Source organism: Salipiger marinus (assembly GCF_035481585.1).
Taxonomy (GTDB): Bacteria; Pseudomonadota; Alphaproteobacteria; order Rhodobacterales; family Rhodobacteraceae; genus Salipiger; species Salipiger marinus.
Window position 1 is genome coordinate 1 of sequence record NZ_JAYKSL010000099.1, and the last position, 579, is coordinate 579.

The 579-nt window shown below is 68.9% G+C and carries 1 protein-coding gene; it reads right to left on the reverse strand.

What is annotated here, in order from left to right:
• A partial coding sequence (locus tag VK682_RS27315) for an SIS domain-containing protein (protein WP_324783007.1) occupies positions 1–579 on the reverse strand: 579 nt, incomplete at both ends.

Consider the following 579-nt stretch of genomic DNA (forward strand, 5'->3'; position numbering starts at 1 on the left):
GCCCGAGGAACAGCACGTCCCGCGCCTCGGCGATCTTGCGGGCCGCTTCCTCCATGTCGGCGGAGCGGTCGAGCGTCGCGTTGAACAGCCCCGGCAGCGCCCGGAGTTCGGTCAGAAGCTGGCTCTTCTCGGCCTCCGACATGTGACCGCGCGCGCAGGCGGCGCTGATGGCCAGCAGCAGCAGCACGTTGAGCTGGCAGGTGAAGGCCTTGGTCGAGGCCACACCCACCTCGATGCCGGCATGGATGGGCAGCGCCACGTCGCTTTCCCGCGCGATGGAGCTGGTGTCCACATTGACCACCGACAGGATGGTGTCAGCCTNCGAGGCCACACCCACCTCGATGCCGGCATGGATGGGCAGCGCCACGTCGCTTTCCCGCGCGATGGAGCTGGTGTCCACATTGACCACCGACAGGATGGTGTCAGCCTTGTCGCGGCAGTAGCGCAGCGCGGCCAGCGTGTCGGCGGTCTCGCCCGACTGGCTGACGAACAGGGCGGCGGTGCCGGGCAGGATGGGCGGCTCGCGGTAGCGGAACTCCGAGGCGACATCGACCTCGACCGGCAGGCGGGCCATCTTCT